The sequence below is a fragment of the Bacillus sp. LM 4-2 genome, from assembly GCF_000978495.1.
Lineage (GTDB): Bacteria > Bacillota > Bacilli > Bacillales > Bacillaceae > Bacillus > Bacillus subtilis.
In genome coordinates this window covers 3,074,466-3,089,808 of the sequence record NZ_CP011101.1, presented here as the reverse complement: position 1 = coordinate 3,089,808, position 15,343 = coordinate 3,074,466, and the positions used below count along the sequence as shown (strand labels likewise).

Below are 15,343 nucleotides of genomic sequence, written 5' to 3'. Positions count from 1 at the left end.
GTTAAATTTAGAAGATTCCTCAGTTTTTTCTCGGAATCAGCTTGCTTTGGCATAAGAATCTTTCCGAAGTTTCTGCATGATCCAAAGCATGCAGGCGCCGGCGAAAAAGAGAAACGCCGTGACGTAAAAGGTGGCCGAAATGGTAAAGTGGCTCGATATGATTCCGCCGAGCAGAGGCCCGAGCACGTTTCCTAAAAAGCGAAAGCTGACATTGTAGCCGAGAACTTCACCTTGAATGCTGCCGGGAGCCTGAACGCGGATCGCTGCCGTAATGCATGGCAGCAAACCGCCCATCGCCATTCCGAATAAAAATCTAAAAACAAGGAGCACGCTGAGTGAGGACGCGAGCGCCTGCGGAATAAAAAAGAAAGAGGCGGCGAGCAAAAGTCCGATTAAAATGCGGCGGTGGCCGTAGCGGTCGCCCAGATCACCCCATTTTCTAGCCAGCAGCAAACTTCCGAGCCCCGTTGCTGAAAATGCCATGCCGGAGAAAAAGGCAAGATTGACAGGTCCGTGCAGCTCATTTACATATAAAGCGAGCAGGGGCTGGATACTGAAATTGCCTGTTTGAATCAGCATGGTTAACAGCATCATGACCCACAGCGCCGGCTGGTGAAAAATATAGGAGAGCACTTCTTTTCTCGAGTAAGACGTACGTTTGGCTGTTTTCTCTGCAAGAGGCTTTTCTTTGACACCAAATAACACGAGAAGAACAGACGAGAAAATCACAAAGGATGTGATAAAAAAGGTATACGTAAAGCCGAAATGATCAGCAAGCATGCCTCCCAAAAGCGGGCCGAACAAGCTTCCGGACACTTGCCCCATTTGCAGCGTGCCAAGCGTTTTGCCGGCTGAGCTCTTCGGAGTCTGTGCCGAAATCATCGCAAGAGATGTCGGGATGAATCCGGTTACAAGACCCATTGCCATACGCAGAAAAAACAATTGGTACACCGATGTAACAAAGCCCATGAAGAAAATGCTAAGGGCAATGCCTGTTCCGGTTGCCATAAGGATTTTCTTATATCCGCGTTTGTCTCCGAACCGTCCCCAAAACGGGGATACCAAAAACGCCATGAGAAATGTAATGCCGAACACATAGCCGCTCCACCTTTGCACAAAGCCGTTTGAAAAAGAGCTGAGCGTCTCAATGTATAAGGAGAGAAAAGGAACGATCATCGTTGTGCTAGCGGAGACAAAAAAGTTCGCCAGCCACACAATGACAAAGTTTTTCTTACGGATAGAAATAACATCACCTTCTTATTATTTCGGGTTCCTTACTAATTATAAAGAAACGATTCACAATTTAAAAGAAACGAAGCGGCTGGGAAAATTCATTATTTTTAGAAAATGAAGAAATGTCGAGAAGGGGAATTGATATACTATAAAGATAGCATTTTCTGATCGGAGGAAAGGCAGGTGTAAAAAGGTGACGACAAACAGCTTACTCATTATTGATTTCGAATTTACAATGCCCGACGGAAAGTACAGTCCTCAAAACTTCTTCCCGGAAATCATTGAAGCCGGAATTGTAAAGTCGATTGATGATGAAGTGGTTGAGACGTTTTCTAGCTATGTTAGACCGAAAAAGTTCCCGAAGCTTACGAAACGCTGCAAATCATTTTTAAAAATAACCCAAAAACAGGTAGACGAAGGAATGAGATTCGAGGATTTCATCCGTAAACTAAACGAGCTGGATCCTGAGAAAAACAGCACAATAATTACGTGGGGAAACATGGATATGAAAGTGCTGAAGCAAAACTGTATGTTTAATCATATCCCTTTCCCGTTTAAGGGAGAAATGAGAGATTTATCGCTTGAATACAAAAACTTTTTTGGAGACCGGACATTGACGGGTTTATGGAAAGCTGCCGAAGAGTATGGAGATTCCGGAACCGGCACCCATCATAAAGCGCTTGATGATGCTCTTACAGCATATAAACTTTTTAAGCTTGTTGAGCAGGATAAGCAGTATCTCGAAAAGCCAAAACCGCCCACAATCGGCGAGAGAATCGATTTAACCGAACTGTTGAAGCGCGCGACGTAAAAAACCCAATCTTTTGTCAGACTGGGTTATGGCCGGTTAAAATATTCTTTTTCTAAAATGTCCAGATTATGAAGGGAGCGCTTTGCCCACTCCGAACCATCCTCATTCAATTTGGCTCTCAGCTGTGCTGTCGCCTCCCGCAGAGATTTTGTATAATCCGGCACTTCACCATCATAAGGCTTCACCATATGGTGGGGGATATTGGTCTGTTCACCATATGCAAGCGCTTTTCTCTCATGAAAAAATGGCACATCCGCCTGTTTTGGATGATGAAGGTCTCCCTGAGCGGGATGGGTAAGAACCGCTTTCACTTTCACTAAATAATGCTGCGGCCTGCAAGCCGTGATTTCTCCTATGTATACACCTGTTTTGTAAAATCCTTTAACGATAGAGCCTGTCTCAAACGTGCTCATCTGTCATCACCTCGCATTTATTCTATTAAAGTTCCAATCGATTTGCTAGTGAGGAAGATCAGCGGGAAGCTTAATGGTCACCGTAGTGCCTTTTTGGAAGCTGCTGTTAAATGAAATGGTCCCGTGATGATGTTCAATAATGGAAAAGGTTACGGTGAGGCCGAGTCCCGTTCCGTTCGTTTTTAAGGAATAATAAGGTTCGCCGAGTTTTTGCATTTGATGGTCTGTCATCCCGACCCCATTGTCTGTGATGTTGATCATGATCGTATGGCCGTTTCTTTTGGCTGATATGTGGATCATCCCCTTACCGTGAGGAACCGCTTCAATGCTGTTTTTCATCAGGTTGATGACAGCCTGCTTCAGCTTTGTTGCGTCTCCGTATATCAAAAGGTCCGGTTCTGTTTCAGCCTCGACGGTTACTGACTTGTAATTGGCGTACGACACCATAAGGGAGCTTGTCTCTTTGATAAGGGCAGATAGGTCAAAAACCTCTTTTTCGTATAATTGCTGTTTGGCCATATCGAGATAGTTTGTAATAATGCCTTGCGCCCGGTCAAGCTCTGACAGTACAAGCTTTTTGTAATCCACACTCGACTTGTTTTGTAAGGTTTCGTCATTAAAAAGCAACTGGACAAACCCGCGGACAACTGTCAGCGGATTCCTGACCTCATGAGCGACGCTCGCTGCCAGTTCACTCACAATCGTCATTTTTTCAGAATGGATAAGCTGTGAGCGCAGGGCGATATTTTCGGCGATGCTTTCGATAATATAGATGCTTAATAGAAGAACACTGGAGCGGAAAAGCCCTGAGACTGCCGCCTCGTAAACGAAAATTCCTGATTTTTGAAAATTTAAAATATTCAAGGCGGATAGAATCCAGCTTGAGGCGAAAAATAGGAAAATCTCCACGCAGCTGATCAATAAAGACAGCAGCAGTTTTTTCGCTTTGGACATGAATGGCCATTTTTTCTGAAATAAGATTGGGATAATGATAAGAAAAGGCAGCAAAGTGAAAACAAACATTGCGGAAGGTTCGTAAAAAAGCAGTTCAAAACATAGGACAGATGCAGCGACTGTAAGTCCGGAAGCGGTACTAATGTAAAATAAACAAATGATAACGGGAATCATCTGAAGGCCGTATTGTATGTAGTCCATTTCATGAATCGGGAAAATAATGCATAAAACGGAGGCGCCGCAGGCGAAGAGCGTGACCAAACCGCTGTTTATTTTTGGCACAAGAATCGCAGGTTTTCCAAGCCAAAACACTTGGTAAAGAAGAATAGGAAACAAAATAAAGCAGATGTGCAGAAGATAGTCTTTTAGAATTTCCATTCGTGTGAAATCCTTTCGTATAAAATATGAATCTATTATAACACTAAATATTAGAAGTAAAATATAAAATTCCTTTATTAAGAACGCCTTTACAAATGAAGACGTAAAGGCGTTTACAGCTATATTTACGATAATGCGGCTTTGATGCGGCGCAGGCCGTCCTGCAGGGTTGCAAGAGAGCATCCCGCGTTCAGGCGCATAAATCCTTCTCCGCCAGGCCCGTATTTCGTCCCGGGCTCTAAAATGACTTTTCCTTTTTTTAACATTCTTTGCTGAAGCTCTGCATCGGACAAGCCGTAAGCGCTGAAGTCGAGCCAAATCAAGTATGATGCATCCGGCTTCATCATTTTGACCTTTGGCAGCTCGGTGCTCAAAAAGGCTTCCGCTTCGTTCATGTTTTTCTCAATGTAAGTGATCAATTCATCAAGCCACGGTCCGCCTTTTGAATACGCGGCTTCGATTGCAGTGACGGCAAACGCGCTCAGTCCGCCTAAACCATTTCGCTGAAGGCTTGCGGAAAACTTGGCGCGCTTCAGGCGATCAGGAATAATGATCGCTGAAGCCTGCAATCCGGCGATATTAAATGTTTTGCTTGGAGCAGCACATGTCACAGAAATATCAGCGAAATCGACAGAGAGCGAAGCGAACGGCGTGTGTTTATGTCCGTACAGCATTAAATCGGAATGGATTTCATCCGATACAACTGTGACGCCATGCTCAAGGCACAATTCGCCTAGCTTCAGTAAATCTTCCCGGCTCCATGAACGCCCAGAAGGGTTATGAGGATTGCATAAAATAAACAATGTAACGCTTGGGTCACGAAGCTTCGTCTCCAAATCTTCAAAATCCATTGCATATGCGCCGTCTTTTTCTAGCAGCGGATTATGTAAAATGTGCCGGCCGTTTTTCTCCACCATATGGTAAAAAGGCGTATAAACTGGAGGCTGAACAACTACTTGATCGCCAGGCTCCGTAAAAGCTTGTACCGCCATGCTCAAAGCTGTTACAACGCCGGGGCTGAATGTGATGCTTTCCGGATTTACCTTCCAGCCGTGCCTGTTTTGCATCCATCCGCACACAGCATCCTTCGTTTTTTGATCTGGAGTTGTATAACCAAAAATACCGTGGTCAAGACGCTCTTTTAACGCTTCAGTTATCGCTTCCGGGGCGCGAAAATCCATATCCGCCACCCACATCGGGAGTGCGTCTGTCACGCCAAATAATTCGCCTGTTTTGTCCCATTTGACAGATTGGGTGCCAAGGCGTTCTTCTCGTTTATCAAAGTTCATTCTGTTACCCCCTCATGTATGTTTATTCTTCTAAGCTTCACTATGATAAGATAGAACTGCAAATTTTATTATAAGCGGTGATGAATATGGAAGAAAGTCAAGCGGTCAGGGAAATGATTAAGATCATTGCCAAATGGGACCCGTTTAAATATGGAGAAGAGTTTTACGAAACGGAGGCTGTTGATGTCGTGCAGGCAGTCTATGATGAAGACGATCCTGACGTGCTGGCGAAAAGCATTCAGCAAATATTTGAAACTTCTTTTGAACAAACGCTGCCGATCGACAGCTGCCGGGAAGTGGCTGGCCAGCTTTTATTCATTAAAAACAGCAGCTCCTGCACGCCTTAAAAAAACCGGTTCAGCACCGGTTTTTTTAATTGATAAAATCAGCAATGTGTTCAGAAACAAGTTCAGGCCGTTCTTCAGGCACCAGATGTCCGGTCTGGCCAAGTGAGTACAGCACGGAATTAGGCAAATCTGCGTGCAGCCGTTTACCGATCTCCATTGGGACAATTCGATCCTCCTCGCCCCAAATCAACAGAGCAGGTTTGTTCATTTTCTTCAATTGCTCGGGTTCTAAATCTCCTTCTCTGTGGCGGATAAACCTTGTCATGGCTTTGAAAATCTGCTCGTCCTGAAACGGTCTGCCATAGCCGTCAATCATCTCCTCATCAATCAGCGATTTGTCATGCACCACATTTAATAAATTTTTCATCACGCCTTCTTTCGAGAGCCAGCGTTTGATATAAAGATGAAAATACGGGATATGGGTCCCGAAAATGATCGTCGGGTGTGAACGTTTTAAATATCCCGAACTGCAAAGCAGCACAACCTTTGAAAAAAGCTCCGGTTTTTGGAGCGCAGCAGACAGCGATATCTGTCCGCCCATAGAATGCCCGACAAGCACAGCCTGCTTCACTTGCAAGTGCTCCAAAATCCCAATGACAAGCTTAGCAAGGTTTTGATAGGTATAGATAAACGTTCTTGATTTTTCAGATTGGCCGAAAGGAGGCAAATCAAGCGCGATGATGTCGTACTTGTCCCGAAGGAGAGGAATTACTTTTCTGAAGCTGAATGCAGATGATAAAAAACCGTGTACGCAGACCAGCGTTTGCCTGCCGGGATTTTGATAATGTTCGTAGTATACATTGACTCCATCGACCGTAAACCGCCTTATTGGTGAAACCGCCTCCATTCTGTGTCACTCCCTTTTTTTGATGGTTGTATTATGCCCTGAAATTGTAAATTCTAGCGGAAGTTTCTCCTCGTTTTTTCTTAGCATTCGTCAAAAAACGTGATATAATGTCATGAGATTTCTTGACATTGCAAAGGTGTGAATCAAATGAAATTGACAGAAAAAGAAACAGAAATATTAGAAATTTTAGACGAAAACAGCCGCGCCGATTTAGAAACAATCGCAAAGATGGCGGGCATCCCTGTAAATGAAGTAAAAACAATTATTGACAAACTGGAGAAAGAAAAGGTTATTATCGATTATTCCGCTATGATTGATTGGCGAAAAGTAGACGGACATGAGGGCGTTACGGCCATGATCGACGTCAAAGTAACGCCGAAGCGGGGCGTCGGTTTTGATGAAGTGGCGGAACGGATTTACCGATTCCAAGAGGTTGAATCAGTTTACCTGATGTCAGGCGTATACGATTTGTCTGTCGTGATTCGCGGCAATTCGATGTCTGACGTAGCGCGTTTTGTTTCGGATAAACTCTCAACGCTTGATTCAGTTGTATCTACGACAACCCATTTTATCCTGAAAAAATACAAGCATGACGGCAAAGTGTTTGAAACAGGAGACGACGACAAAAGAATCGTGGTGTCACCGTAAATGACTTCGTATTTATCAGACTATGTACAACAAATAAAACCATCCGGCATCCGCAAATTCTTTGATTTGGCGGCAACGATGGAAGGCGTCATTTCTTTAGGCGTCGGCGAGCCTGATTTTGTTACCGCGTGGAATGTCCGCGAAGCAAGCATTCTCTCTCTTGAACAAGGATATACGTCATACACGGCCAATGCGGGTTTATACTCATTGCGGGAGGAGATCAGCCGTTATTTGAGCAACAGGTTTGACCTTAGCTACTCGCCAGATAATGAGCTGATTGTGACAGTGGGTGCAAGTCAGGCTTTGGATATTGCGATCCGCGCCATTGTGAATCCAGGTGAGGAAGTTATCATTCCTGAGCCGTGTTTTGTGGCGTACGATGCGCTTGTTTCTTTGGCAGGCGGTATCCCGGTTCACGTTCATACAACGGCAGACAAAGGATTTAAAGCAACGGCTGCTGATTTTGAAGCGGCAGTCACTGAAAAAACAAAGGCTATTCTCATCTGCTCACCATCGAATCCGACAGGTTCGGTTTATTCGAAGGAAGAGCTGAATGAGATTGCTGAGTTTGCCAAAAAACATGATGTCATCGTCTTAGCCGACGAGATCTACGCGGAGCTGACATATGATGAGGAATTTACAAGTATAGCGGCATTACCGGGAATGAAGGAACGGACGGTAGTCATCTCAGGCTTTTCAAAAGCATTTGCAATGACGGGCTGGAGGCTCGGTTTTGCCGCGGCACCATCCTTGCTTCGGGATGCCATGCTTAAAATTCATCAGTATGCGATGATGTGCGCGCCCGCAATGGCGCAGTTTGCCGCCCTTGAAGGCCTGAAGAACGGCATGGAAGACGTAGAAAAAATGAAAAAAAGCTATCGAAGAAGACGGAATCTGTTTGTAGAATCGCTCAATGAAATCGGTCTCAGCTGTCATCATCCGGGCGGCGCTTTCTATGCTTTTCCATCAATTAAAAGCACGGGGATGAGTTCAGAACAGTTTGCCGAGGAGCTTCTGACGCAGGAAAAAGTGGCAGTTGTTCCTGGAAGTGTGTTTGGTCCGAGCGGTGAGGGATATATCCGTTGTTCATACGCAACCTCGATTGAACAGCTTCAAGAAGCGTTAGTCAGAATGAAACGCTTCCTGCACAAAACAACATAAAAAAAGATACGAACCTTTTGTTCGCATCCAATAAAAGGGGGGAATACTAGAAAGCCTTTGGTATTTTCAGTTTACCCCCTTTTTGCTGTGCATAAACCTGATTTTTTATAAAAAAGTTTTCTTTGCGGAAATAAGACATGTGTGATATAATTTTAAATTGCGTATAAACAGATATTTAATTTAACTTAGGAGTTGTTATGAATGGCAGCAAAATTTGAAGTGGGCAGTGTTTACACTGGTAAAGTTACAGGATTACAAGCGTATGGTGCGTTTGTTGCATTAGATGAAGAAACTCAAGGTTTAGTACACATTTCTGAAGTGACTCACGGTTTCGTAAAAGATATCAACGAGCACCTTTCAGTTGGCGACGAAGTACAAGTAAAAGTACTTGCTGTTGATGAAGAAAAAGGCAAAATCAGCCTTTCAATTCGTGCGACACAAGCTGCGCCTGAGAAAAAAGAAAGCAAACCAAGAAAACCTAAAGCTGCTCAAGTAAGCGAAGAAGCTTCTACACCACAAGGTTTCAACACATTAAAAGATAAGCTTGAAGAGTGGATCGAAATGTCCAACCGCAAAGACCTTATCAAAAAATAAGCATGAAAAAAAGCACCGGACAGGAATGTTCGGTGCTTTTGATTTCATGCAAAATCCTATTTCAGCGTGATTGATATCCTATCGCATTTCAGGATTTGCTGCTTCTTCACGTGATCTTTCCTCGTTTGGCTTAAATAGCAGACCGAGGTTGATTAAGCCGGCGATTCCGACAAGTCCGTAAATGATTCGGGAAAGAGCTGACCCTTGGCCGCCGAAGATAGCCGCTACTAAGTCAAATTGGAAAAATCCGATCAGTCCCCAGTTAATGGCGCCAATGATGGTTAATACAAGACAAATTCTTTGAATGGTACTCATGTTTTGCAACCTCCTCCATGAATTATTAAAACAGTTATAGATTGTGACATATTGGAGAATCTATACATGCATTCTCCATATGAGGCTGGCCTGCCCTCGCTTATATCAGCTTCTTTCCCAGCATCTTGCAAAATAAAACCATCTGGTATGCTGATCGGTGAGAGCTGATTGCTTTACATGTGGTGAGGACATTCTGCATAATAAAAAATCTAAGGAGGAGATGTCATGCAAAACTTTACATACTGGAATCCGACCAAATTAATTTTCGGGCGCGGCGAAGTGGAAAGACTTCCGGAGGAACTCAAACCTTACGGAAAAAACGTATTGCTTGTGTACGGAGGCGGCAGCATTAAACGCAGCGGCCTGTATGATCAAGTGATTGAACAGCTGAATAAAGCCGGAGCGACCGTGCATGAATTAGCAGGTGTGGAACCGAATCCTCGTGTGTCGACTGTTAATAAAGGTGTTGCCATCTGTAAAGAACAAAACATTGATTTCTTGCTGGCTGTCGGAGGCGGAAGCGTAATCGACTGTACAAAAGCGATTGCCGCAGGAGCAAAGTATGATGGTGATGCGTGGGATATCGTTACGAAAAAGCATCAGCCAAAAGATGCTTTGCCATTCGGAACGGTATTGACTCTCGCTGCGACTGGTTCAGAAATGAACTCAGGATCTGTTATTACAAACTGGGAAACAAAAGAAAAATACGGCTGGGGCAGCCCGCTCGTATTCCCTAAATTTTCGATTCTTGATCCGGTGAATACATTCACAGTACCTAAAAACCACACGATCTACGGGATGGTTGACATGATGAGCCACGTATTCGAACAATACTTCCATCATGTATCAAACACGCCGTATCAGGACCGCATGTGTGAATCACTTCTGCGTACAGTCATTGAAACAGCGCCTAAGCTGATCAATGATCTCGAAAATTACGAATTGCGTGAGACGATCCTGTACACAGGAACAATCGCATTAAACGGCATGCTTTCTATGGGGGCAAGAGGGGATTGGGCTACTCATAATATTGAACATGCAGTATCAGCCGTTTATGATATTCCGCATGCCGGCGGACTGGCGATTCTGTTCCCGAACTGGATGAGACACACATTGTCTGAAAACCCTGCCCGCATGAAACAGCTTGCAGTTCGCGTGTTTGATGTTGAAGAAGCAGGTAAAACGGATGAAGAAATTGCCCTTGAAGGTATCGATAAGCTGTCCGCATTCTGGACAAGCCTTGGCGCTCCGAACCGTCTTGCTGATTATGATATTAATGATGAGCAGCTTGACACAATTGCTGACAAGGCAATGGCTAACGGTACATTCGGCCAATTTAAATCACTCAACAAAGAAGATGTGCTGTCAATTTTGAAAGCATCTCTATAAAAAAGGGGAAATAGCCGTTTGGCTGCTTCCCTTTTTCTTTTTGTCAACTTATGTTACAATGGAAAATCTGTTTTTTACCAGCATCATTTGGAGGTTTTACTATGGAAAATTTCACTTATTATAATCCGACAAAGCTGATTTTTGGAAAAGGTCAGCTTGATCAATTAAGAAAAGAATTCAAACAATACGGCAAGAATGTACTGCTTGTTTACGGGGGCGGCAGCATTAAACGCAACGGCCTTTATGATCAAGTCACAGGCATTTTAAAAGAAGAGGGCGCTGTTGTTCATGAGCTGTCAGGTGTAGAGCCGAACCCGCGTCTTGCAACAGTGGAAAAAGGCATAGGGCTTTGCAGAGAGCATGACATTGATTTTCTGCTTGCTGTCGGCGGAGGCAGTGTGATTGACTGTACAAAGGCAATCGCAGCTGGCGTCAAATACGATGGCGACGCTTGGGATATTTTCAGCAAAAAAGTAACAGCGGAGGATGCGCTGCCGTTTGGCACTGTTTTAACGCTTGCTGCGACAGGCTCTGAAATGAACCCTGATTCCGTGATTACAAACTGGGAAACAAACGAGAAATTTGTATGGGGCAGCAATGTCACTCATCCGCGTTTCTCAATTTTAGACCCTGAAAATACGTTCACCGTTCCGGAAAATCAAACAGTATACGGCATGGTTGACATGATGAGCCACGTATTCGAACAATACTTCCACAATGTTGAAAACACGCCGCTTCAGGATAGAATGTGCTTTGCTGTTTTGCAGACGGTCATCGAAACAGCTCCTAAGCTTCTTGAAGATCTGGAAAACTACGAACTTCGTGAAACGATTTTGTATGCTGGTACTATTGCTTTAAACGGCACGCTCCAAATGGGATACTTCGGTGACTGGGCTTCTCATACAATGGAACACGCTGTTTCAGCTGTATATGATATTCCGCACGCGGGCGGTTTGGCAATACTGTTCCCAAACTGGATGAGATACACGCTTGATACAAATGTAGGCCGCTTCAAAAACCTCATGCTCAACATGTTTGACATTGATACTGAAGGCAAAACAGATAAAGAAATTGCGCTTGAAGGAATCGATAAACTGTCTGCGTTCTGGACAAGCCTCGGTGCGCCTTCTCGTCTTGCTGATTACAATATTGGAGAAGAAAAGCTTGAGCTGATTGCTGATATCGCAGCCAAGGAAATGGAACACGGCGGCTTCGGCAACTTCCAAAAATTGAACAAAGATGACGTGCTTGCCATCCTTCGCGCGTCTCTATAAACTCAAAGGGCGGAATCCAGTCATTCCGCCCTTTCTTCTTGACTTGATTTCACAGATAAGTTCATATAAAGTGAAAGATGAAAACATTATACCGTTATGGAGGGACAAGCAATGACGCATGTACGCTTTGACTACTCAAAAGCGTTGACTTTCTTCAACGAACATGAACTTACATATCTGCGGGACTTTGTAAAAACAGCACACCATAATATCCATGAAAAAACAGGCGCGGGCAGCGATTTTCTAGGCTGGGTGGACCTCCCTGAACATTATGATAAAGAAGAATTCGCGCGCATCAAAAAAAGTGCGGAAAAAATCAAATCTGACTCTGATGTCTTGCTTGTTGTCGGCATTGGCGGTTCTTATCTTGGAGCGCGGGCAGCGATTGAAGCGCTGAATCACGCGTTTTATAACACTTTGCCAAAAGCAAAACGCGGCAATCCGCAAGTCATTTTTATCGGGAACAACATCAGTTCATCTTATATGAGAGACGTCATGGATCTTCTTGAAGATGTTGACTTCTCTATTAATGTGATTTCTAAATCAGGTACGACAACTGAACCTGCAATCGCTTTCCGTATTTTCCGCAAGCTTCTTGAAGAGAAATACGGTAAAGAAGAAGCGAAAGCGCGGATTTATGCAACAACTGATAAAGAGCGCGGCGCATTAAAAACGCTTTCTAACGAAGAAGGCTTCGAATCATTTGTTATTCCTGACGATGTCGGCGGCCGTTATTCAGTTTTAACAGCTGTAGGTCTCTTGCCGATTGCTGTCAGCGGCGTCAACATTGATGACATGATGAAAGGCGCCCTGGATGCGAGCAAAGATTTTGCAACATCTGAACTGGAAGATAACCCAGCATACCAATATGCGGTTGTTCGCAATGTCCTTTATAATAAGGGCAAAACAATTGAAATGCTCATCAACTACGAACCGGCGCTTCAATACTTTGCGGAATGGTGGAAGCAGCTGTTCGGAGAAAGCGAAGGGAAAGATGAGAAGGGCATTTATCCTTCTTCAGCGAACTATTCAACAGACCTTCATTCTTTAGGCCAGTATGTACAAGAAGGCCGCAGAGATTTATTCGAAACGGTCCTGAACGTAGAGAAGCCTAAACATGAACTGACAATTGAGGAAGCGGATAACGATCTTGACGGCTTGAACTATTTAGCAGGTAAAACCGTTGATTTCGTTAATAAGAAAGCATTCCAAGGCACGATGCTTGCCCATACAGACGGAAATGTTCCGAACTTAATCGTTAACATTCCTGAGCTGAATGCATATACTTTTGGATATCTTGTATATTTCTTCGAAAAAGCCTGCGCGATGAGCGGTTACCTCCTTGGCGTCAATCCGTTTGACCAGCCTGGTGTAGAAGCGTATAAAGTCAATATGTTTGCGTTACTCGGCAAACCTGGCTTTGAAGAGAAAAAAGCAGAGCTTGAAAAACGTCTGGAAGATTAAAGTGAGAAAGCTGACTGGCATTTGCCGGTCGGCTTTTTATAAAATCAGAAAGGTGCTGATGTTCATGAAACAATTGGTTAAACATCTCATCATTGCCGGTTTTTCTGCAGCTATTTTAAGTTTCCTTATCTCCTTTGATGCCGTGTATACAGAGTTTTCTTCAAGCTTTGGCGGCACGCTTTCACATTTTTTCATCCACGCCTTTCTTCTCATTGGTTTGCCGCTTGCCCTTTTTACCGATGCGGTACATCGGATTTTGCATTTAAAACGAACCCATACTCTTTTCACTAAATTAGGACTCTATGCAACGGTTGTTTATGTGTCTTGGGATTCAGCTGTATGGCTTGCAGCGGCAATGGCTGTTTACTTCTTAATTGAATGCGCTTTCTTTTCTGTTGGCCGCGCGAAAGAAACAACGATTTCCATGTAGGCGCCTCTGAATGAAGTCTTGTTCGGCGGGACAGGATAAGTGAAAAAAGGGGCATTCTGATGATACCAATACCTTCCGCGATAGATGGGCAGTCTTTTCTGCTTCAAGAACTGGAACAAGTGATGAAGCCGCTCGGTTATGTGATAAACGGCGGCTGGGAATACGATCATGGCTACTTTGATTATAAAATTGATGATAGAGACGGCTATTTATTTTTAAGAATTCCCGTCAATGCGGTACAGGGCAGTCTCGATGAACGAGGGGCGGCCGTCCGGATCGGAACGCCATTCATGCTGAGACAGGTGTTTCAGGCGGATGTTGACGATCACGCCGAGGGAGGGCCTTTCCAATCACTGTTTAATCAATTTTCCGAACCGGAAAGGCGGGACGCGGAAATTGATCCGGCATTTTTGGATATCGGCGCCTCTCTCGTGAAAGAATTGGAGGATGTTTTGTTACACTAGATGGCAAGGAATTGATCTGTTTCGAGCACCTTGTATGTAAGAGGAGGGGAAAGCATCGGCCCCTCCTTTTTTTGTACGCCTATAATTGTTGTGTTGTGATCAAGGAAATAGAGAACACAGGTTTTGTAAGCCGCTCCCTTTAGTTCGTCAGGAACAGCAAGAAGCTCCACATGCTGATCAAGTGTCAGCTTGATTCCGTTCTGCTGTTTAGACGGCCGTAACTTGACTTGGTAATGCTGCAGCATCGCCCGGCTGATAAATTCTGAAGTTCCGATGATTTGGTTTGCGCCTGCCCGCTCCGCATTGGTGACAAAACGGTCAGTCAAAATCTCGACGATGCAGTAAGCAAGGGGATTAAGCCCTTTAACTGATAAAAGAGTAAGCACTGACAGCATATCAGCATCAGTTTCACTTTTATACTGATCGGCAGTAATCATCACTGATTCCGCTTCAGTAATATTGGCCCGTTTCAGTGTCCCATCATCGGCAGCGTGCCCGCGTATGAAATGAACGTTTTCAATAAGCGGGCCTTCTGTTAAGGATTCATCGATTAGTACGACTGTTTTGGAAGGGGCGGCAAGCTGAAGGTCCTTCAAAAGCCGGTTTGTTTTTTCATTCCACCCGATCAGAATGATGTGGTCCCGGCCTTTGTAAGCAACTTTTCCTTCGATGTAGCGATGCTGTCTGCTGAATGCGGCCGCTGATAACGTAGCGAAATATGCTGTGACAAAGCTTGCTCCGCTCAAAATCAGCAGTATTCCGGCTGCCTGTCCCAGCGGCGTGTGCGGCACATAGTCTCCATAACCGACTGTCGAAACTGTAACGACAGCCCACCAAATGCCTTCGAATACCGAAGTGAACTGCTTAGGCTCAAGTATATAAATGATTTGGCCGAACAAAAGAATCAGACATAAAATAATAACCCCGATTCGGATAAATAACGGCCACCTGAGCCATGAAATAAATATCCGATTTGATTTCATTCTTTTTCTCCTTCTTCAGATACTGAGATGGATAAAATCTGTTTAATAATTGTATTTAATTTCTCATTTAGCTTTTCCTGGCCGTACTTATCTCGGGCCTGCTTCATTAACTCGGCTGTATCATCATCAAGCTGAATAAGCGGTTCATCAATTTCCGATTCATTATACAGCTGGATAAACGCGTCCAGTCCTTCATTCATTCGGTCGATTGCTGTGCTCAGCTGTTCCTTTTCCTCACTCGTCACTTTCATAGCTTCCATCACACCCGTGCTTTTTTCTAACAGTATGTCCCACTTCCGGTGATGTTTTTCAAAAAATGTACAAAACATATAAAACCGGATTTCTCCAT

Annotated in this window: 19 protein-coding genes; 11 read left to right on the top strand and 8 right to left on the bottom strand. The window is 44.2% G+C overall.

Annotated features, from left to right (window positions below):
• Window positions 1-36 precede the first annotated feature (36 nt).
• Window positions 37-1,245, bottom strand: a complete 1,209-nt coding sequence (locus tag bslm_RS15425; RefSeq protein WP_224913148.1) for a multidrug efflux MFS transporter — start codon at window positions 1,243-1,245, stop codon at window positions 37-39.
• On the opposite strand from bslm_RS15425, the gene bslm_RS21715 reads away from it, so the two are divergent.
• Both bslm_RS21715 and kapD read left to right on the top strand, forming a co-directional pair.
• Window positions 1,148-1,351, top strand: coding sequence for a hypothetical protein (locus bslm_RS21715; RefSeq protein WP_003243502.1), 204 nt, complete (start codon window positions 1,148-1,150; stop codon window positions 1,349-1,351). The genes bslm_RS15425 and bslm_RS21715 overlap by 98 nt on opposite strands.
• A 75-nt stretch (window positions 1,352-1,426) precedes the next feature.
• Entirely contained in the window at window positions 1,427-2,044 is a 618-nt protein-coding gene (kapD, locus tag bslm_RS15415; RefSeq protein WP_003228846.1) for a 3'-5' exonuclease KapD, read from the top strand.
• A 26-nt stretch (window positions 2,045-2,070) separates the two neighbouring features.
• On the opposite strand, the gene kapB is transcribed toward kapD, so the two are convergent.
• The 3 genes from kapB to patB form a co-directional block, all read right to left on the bottom strand.
• The gene (gene kapB / locus bslm_RS15410; RefSeq protein ID WP_046381295.1) at window positions 2,071-2,457 is read right to left on the bottom strand and encodes a kinase-associated lipoprotein KapB; all 387 of its coding nucleotides are present in this window, start codon (window positions 2,455-2,457) and stop codon (window positions 2,071-2,073) included.
• A gap of 45 nt (window positions 2,458-2,502) precedes the next feature.
• A complete protein-coding gene (gene kinB, locus bslm_RS15405; RefSeq protein ID WP_038429529.1) occupies window positions 2,503-3,789 on the bottom strand; it encodes a sporulation sensor histidine kinase KinB in 1,287 nt (428 codons plus the stop codon).
• Window positions 3,790-3,914: 125 nt separating this feature from the next.
• Window positions 3,915-5,078 carry a cystathionine beta-lyase PatB gene (patB, locus tag bslm_RS15400; protein WP_038429528.1) on the bottom strand — a complete coding sequence of 388 codons (1,164 nt, stop codon included), beginning with the start codon at window positions 5,076-5,078 and terminating at the stop codon, window positions 3,915-3,917.
• Between the two features lie 86 nt (window positions 5,079-5,164).
• Between patB and bslm_RS15395 the strand changes: the two genes are divergently transcribed.
• Window positions 5,165-5,425, top strand: a complete 261-nt coding sequence (locus bslm_RS15395) for a YugE family protein (protein ID WP_014480684.1) — start codon at window positions 5,165-5,167, stop codon at window positions 5,423-5,425.
• Window positions 5,426-5,450: 25 nt separating this feature from the next.
• On the opposite strand, the gene bslm_RS15390 is transcribed toward bslm_RS15395, so the two are convergent.
• A complete protein-coding gene (locus bslm_RS15390; protein WP_014480683.1) occupies window positions 5,451-6,272 on the bottom strand; it encodes an alpha/beta fold hydrolase in 822 nt (273 codons plus the stop codon).
• 147 nt (window positions 6,273-6,419) lie between these two features.
• On the opposite strand from bslm_RS15390, the gene bslm_RS15385 reads away from it, so the two are divergent.
• The 3 genes from bslm_RS15385 (at window position 6,420) to yugI (ending at window position 8,675) form a co-directional block, all read left to right on the top strand.
• Window positions 6,420-6,920, top strand: a complete 501-nt coding sequence (locus bslm_RS15385) for an Lrp/AsnC family transcriptional regulator (protein ID WP_009968070.1) — start codon at window positions 6,420-6,422, stop codon at window positions 6,918-6,920.
• Window positions 6,921-8,081 (top strand): aminotransferase, encoded by a 1,161-nt coding sequence (locus bslm_RS15380; RefSeq protein WP_003228862.1) that lies wholly within the window; start codon window positions 6,921-6,923, stop codon window positions 8,079-8,081.
• Between the two features lie 201 nt (window positions 8,082-8,282).
• Window positions 8,283-8,675 carry a S1 domain-containing post-transcriptional regulator GSP13 gene (gene yugI / locus bslm_RS15375; RefSeq protein WP_003228864.1) on the top strand — a complete coding sequence of 131 codons (393 nt, stop codon included), beginning with the start codon at window positions 8,283-8,285 and terminating at the stop codon, window positions 8,673-8,675.
• A gap of 78 nt (window positions 8,676-8,753) precedes the next feature.
• Here the strand turns inward: yugI and bslm_RS15370 are convergent, their stop codons facing one another.
• The gene (locus bslm_RS15370; RefSeq protein WP_003220771.1) at window positions 8,754-8,990 is read right to left on the bottom strand and encodes a DUF378 domain-containing protein; all 237 of its coding nucleotides are present in this window, start codon (window positions 8,988-8,990) and stop codon (window positions 8,754-8,756) included.
• A 225-nt stretch (window positions 8,991-9,215) separates the two neighbouring features.
• On the opposite strand from bslm_RS15370, the gene bslm_RS15365 reads away from it, so the two are divergent.
• From bslm_RS15365 to bslm_RS15345, 5 genes are all read left to right on the top strand, one after another.
• Entirely contained in the window at window positions 9,216-10,379 is a 1,164-nt protein-coding gene (locus bslm_RS15365) for an iron-containing alcohol dehydrogenase (protein ID WP_003228869.1), read from the top strand.
• A 101-nt stretch (window positions 10,380-10,480) separates the two neighbouring features.
• A complete protein-coding gene (locus tag bslm_RS15360) occupies window positions 10,481-11,653 on the top strand; it encodes an iron-containing alcohol dehydrogenase (protein WP_038429527.1) in 1,173 nt (390 codons plus the stop codon).
• 111 nt (window positions 11,654-11,764) lie between these two features.
• Window positions 11,765-13,117: a glucose-6-phosphate isomerase gene (locus bslm_RS15355; RefSeq protein ID WP_003243401.1), complete on the top strand. Its 1,353-nt coding sequence runs from the start codon at window positions 11,765-11,767 to the stop codon at window positions 13,115-13,117.
• Window positions 13,118-13,175: 58 nt separating this feature from the next.
• On the top strand, window positions 13,176-13,547 hold the full coding sequence (locus bslm_RS15350; protein WP_015251349.1) for a hypothetical protein: 372 nt from the start codon (window positions 13,176-13,178) through the stop codon (window positions 13,545-13,547).
• 59 nt (window positions 13,548-13,606) lie between these two features.
• Window positions 13,607-14,011 (top strand): YugN-like family protein, encoded by a 405-nt coding sequence (locus bslm_RS15345; protein WP_003228878.1) that lies wholly within the window; start codon window positions 13,607-13,609, stop codon window positions 14,009-14,011.
• Here bslm_RS15345 and kbfO read toward each other — a convergent pair.
• Entirely contained in the window at window positions 14,008-14,994 is a 987-nt protein-coding gene (gene kbfO, locus bslm_RS15340; protein ID WP_003228881.1) for a potassium channel protein KbfO, read from the bottom strand. The two genes, bslm_RS15345 and kbfO, sit on opposite strands and share 4 nt — an antisense overlap.
• Complete coding sequence (gene mstX, locus bslm_RS15335; protein WP_021480479.1) at window positions 14,991-15,323, bottom strand: biofilm formation protein MstX; 333 nt, start codon at window positions 15,321-15,323, stop codon at window positions 14,991-14,993. Before mstX ends, kbfO begins: the two co-directional genes overlap by 4 nt.
• Window positions 15,324-15,343 lie beyond the last annotated feature (20 nt).

Coding starts and splice junctions, on each gene's coding strand:
- bslm_RS21715 (WP_003243502.1), top strand. CDS start 1,148: ATGTATAAGGAGAGAAAAGGAACGATCATCGTTGTGCTAGCGGAGACA.
- kapB (WP_046381295.1), bottom strand. CDS start 2,457: ATGAGCACGTTTGAGACAGGCTCTATCGTTAAAGGATTTTACAAAACA.
- kinB (WP_038429529.1), bottom strand. CDS start 3,789: ATGGAAATTCTAAAAGACTATCTTCTGCACATCTGCTTTATTTTGTTT.
- patB (WP_038429528.1), bottom strand. CDS start 5,078: ATGAACTTTGATAAACGAGAAGAACGCCTTGGCACCCAATCTGTCAAA.
- bslm_RS15395 (WP_014480684.1), top strand. CDS start 5,165: ATGGAAGAAAGTCAAGCGGTCAGGGAAATGATTAAGATCATTGCCAAA.
- bslm_RS15390 (WP_014480683.1), bottom strand. CDS start 6,272: ATGGAGGCGGTTTCACCAATAAGGCGGTTTACGGTCGATGGAGTCAAT.
- bslm_RS15385 (WP_009968070.1), top strand. CDS start 6,420: ATGAAATTGACAGAAAAAGAAACAGAAATATTAGAAATTTTAGACGAA.
- bslm_RS15380 (WP_003228862.1), top strand. CDS start 6,921: ATGACTTCGTATTTATCAGACTATGTACAACAAATAAAACCATCCGGC.
- yugI (WP_003228864.1), top strand. CDS start 8,283: ATGGCAGCAAAATTTGAAGTGGGCAGTGTTTACACTGGTAAAGTTACA.
- bslm_RS15370 (WP_003220771.1), bottom strand. CDS start 8,990: ATGAGTACCATTCAAAGAATTTGTCTTGTATTAACCATCATTGGCGCC.
- bslm_RS15365 (WP_003228869.1), top strand. CDS start 9,216: ATGCAAAACTTTACATACTGGAATCCGACCAAATTAATTTTCGGGCGC.
- bslm_RS15360 (WP_038429527.1), top strand. CDS start 10,481: ATGGAAAATTTCACTTATTATAATCCGACAAAGCTGATTTTTGGAAAA.
- bslm_RS15355 (WP_003243401.1), top strand. CDS start 11,765: ATGACGCATGTACGCTTTGACTACTCAAAAGCGTTGACTTTCTTCAAC.
- bslm_RS15350 (WP_015251349.1), top strand. CDS start 13,176: ATGTTCATGAAACAATTGGTTAAACATCTCATCATTGCCGGTTTTTCT.
- bslm_RS15345 (WP_003228878.1), top strand. CDS start 13,607: ATGATACCAATACCTTCCGCGATAGATGGGCAGTCTTTTCTGCTTCAA.
- kbfO (WP_003228881.1), bottom strand. CDS start 14,994: ATGAAATCAAATCGGATATTTATTTCATGGCTCAGGTGGCCGTTATTT.
- mstX (WP_021480479.1), bottom strand. CDS start 15,323: ATGTTTTGTACATTTTTTGAAAAACATCACCGGAAGTGGGACATACTG.